Here is a 3,027-nt window from a genome sequence, read left to right as displayed (position 1 = left end):
GGCAGTACCTATTTAGGTTCTCTGAATGCGGGTTCCGGTACCAATAACCTTAATTTTAATACATCAACTGATTCTCTGGCGACCACCACCTCGTTACAGGGTTTTGCCAATATCAATCTGACTAACAGCCAGATAGCTCTGGCCTCAGACGGTAACGTCGGTAGCGGTACCATTAATATTGACGCCGCCAGTGAATTACTGTTTGGTAGCACCTTCAATGGCACTCTGGCTGCGTCATTAGCGGGGTCAGGGGCGGCCATCGTCAATAACGGTGCTAATGTCTCGTTGAGCCAGACGAGTGGTTTAACCGGGGGCTGGCAGGTTGATCAGGGCGGTAGTCTGACGGCTACCACCAGTGACCAACTGGGCACCACGGATATGTTACTGAATGGCACACTGAACCTGAATGGGGCAGCCTCCTCTAATAATGCGCTGACCGGTAACGGTCTGCTGAATATTGATCCTGGCGGCAATACCTTCAACTTTGGTGCTAATACCGGCACGGCATTTGCCGGTGCCGTTGATATGAGAAACAGTACTTTTACCCTAAGTGGCAATAATACCAGTGCATTGAGCAATGCTGCATTTATTGCTTCTGCTGGCACTATAGTGGTGGTCAATAGTGGCAATCAGGCGGTCGGTAATCTTGTCTTGAATGGCGCAACGACTCTATTTTCTTCCGGCAGTTTAATCACCACCAGTACGTTGGGGGTGACAAATAATAGCAATATCAACGTCGATACGGCCCTGAGTACCAGTGGAAACTTGCTCGATCAGGACACTAGCAGCTCAACCCAGTTAATCGACAGCAGCAACTTCCTGACAGCAGCACAGTTGGCGCAACTGACATTACAGGATTTTGCCGGTGACAGCCTTGGCACTGATACTTCAACCGATGTTATTCAGGGTGCTAATACTGTCGCGCAGGCATTCTATGACTACGCTTTATCCAGTGCAGGTGGTGGCTTAAGCCTGACCTCGATACTGACCCGATTATCTTTAGCTTCTGGTCAGCGATTAACCTTAACCTCGTTAGGCGCAGTTGATGCCAATAACACACTGACGGCTCAGCTTACGGGCAGTGGTAGTTTGGTTATCGGGTCTGATAACAGCGAAATGACGCTGACCAATACGGCCAATGATTATACCGGCATTACGTTGGTGAGTGGCGGCATCTTGAATCTGGGCAGCGATAATGCGCTGGGACAGACTGCTGGATTAACCACGGCGGCGGGTACCCATACTAATCTCAACGGCTACCGTCAGACCGTCGGCGCACTGACCAATACTGGTACGATAACACTGGGCACTGGCGGGGTGCTAAACAGCGGTGTGCTGTCCAACAGCAGTATCCTTGATATCACCGGCGGTACGCTGAACCTTAGCTCGGGTGGAGTATCAACGGTGACCGGCGGCTTGACTGGCGACGGTATCCTGAATGTCAATAGTGGTGATCTGATCATCGGTGGGGCCAACAGCGGGTTAAGTGGCCAGGCCAACATTGCCAATGGGGCTTTCGCCACCCTGAACGGTGCCGGCACGCTGGGCAGCAGTGCCATCGACGTGAAGGGTGAGCTGAATCTGAACGGGGCCAATGCGGCATTAGCCAACGTGCTGAGCGGCGACGGTGATATCAACACCAATGCGGCGGTGACCCTGACCGGCAATAACAGCTTTAGCGGCGCGCATCATATTGATGCGGCCGGTGTATTAACCGTCGGTCAGGCCAGTAATCTGGGGGCATCGACGGCCACGGTTGGATTGGATACGGCGACGTCATCTCTGGTTTTGGATGGCGTCACTGACAGCATTGCCAACACACTGAGCGGTGTGGCAGGTTCCACCATTGATATCATTAATGGCTCAGACACCTCGCTGACCGCAGATAACAGTGGCTTCAGCGGTCAGTATGCGCTGGCGGGTAATAGCCAACTGACGGTGGCATCGACCGCCAATCTGGGGGTCGATGCCAGCATTGCGCTGGCATCAGCACAGGATATTCTGGCGCTAAGTGGCTTTAACGGCACCTTTGCCAACAGCGTCACAGGCGACGGCATCTTGCAGGTCACGGGTGGCTCCAATGCCACGTTGACCAACACCAATGGCGTCGACAGTGCGGTCATGGTGGATATTGTCAATGCCACACTGAATCTGGACGACATTGCGCTGTTCGATCATGCACTGACCGGTAATGGCACCCTGAATATTGATACTGCCAATAACACCTTCAATTTTGGTACTAATACCGGCACGGCATTCGCCGGTACGGTTGATATGAAAAACAGTACCTTTGCCCTGAGTGGCAGTAATACCGCGGCATTGAGCAGTGCTTCATTTGTTGCATCTGCGGGTACCACGGTTGCGGTGGATAGCAGTAATCAGTCGATAGGCCATTTGACCCTTAACGGTGCGACGACAACCTTTGTTACTGGCAGTTTAATCACCACCGGTACGCTGGCAGTGACTGACAACAGCATCATCCAAGTGGATCCCGCTCTCACCACCAGTGGGAACCTACTCGATCAGGATACGGGCAGTTCAGCCCAATTAATCAGCAGTGGCACGATCTTGTCGGCGGCGGAGTTGGCGCAACTGACATTACAGGACCGTTTGGGTATTAGCCTGGGTGATGGCAGAACTGAAAATATTATTCAGGGGGGCAATACGGTTGCTGAGGCACTTTATAATTATGCGCTGTCGGGTGATGGTGGCTTAAGTGTTACGTCAGGTCTGACTCAGTTGAATCTGCTTGCCGCTGAAAGCTTAACGCTAACGTCGCAAGGGGCGCTAAATACCGATTACACCTTGCAGGCGAAAGTGACCGGCATGGGTAATTTGGTTATCGGCGCGGATAATAGCGAAATGACGCTGACCAATACGGCCAATGATTATACCGGCATTACGTTGGTGAGTGGCGGCATCTTGAATCTGGGCAGCGATAATGCGCTGGGACAGACTGCTGGATTAACCACGGCGGCGGGTACCCATACTAATCTCAACGGCCACAGTCAGACCGTCGGCGCACTG

At 52.6% G+C, this 3,027-nt stretch carries 1 protein-coding gene; it reads left to right on the top strand.

Annotation, left to right across the window (positions count from 1 at the left end; translation table 11 throughout):
* Positions 1–3,027 (top strand): beta strand repeat-containing protein (locus AEP37_RS26745; RefSeq protein WP_049615519.1); only part of this gene is annotated, 3,027 nt, incomplete at both ends.

This window comes from Yersinia pekkanenii (assembly GCF_001152565.1).
Taxonomy (GTDB): domain Bacteria; phylum Pseudomonadota; class Gammaproteobacteria; order Enterobacterales; family Enterobacteriaceae; genus Yersinia; species Yersinia pekkanenii.
Note: the sequence above shows the minus strand (reverse complement) of the source record. Positions and strands in the feature narration are given on the sequence as shown.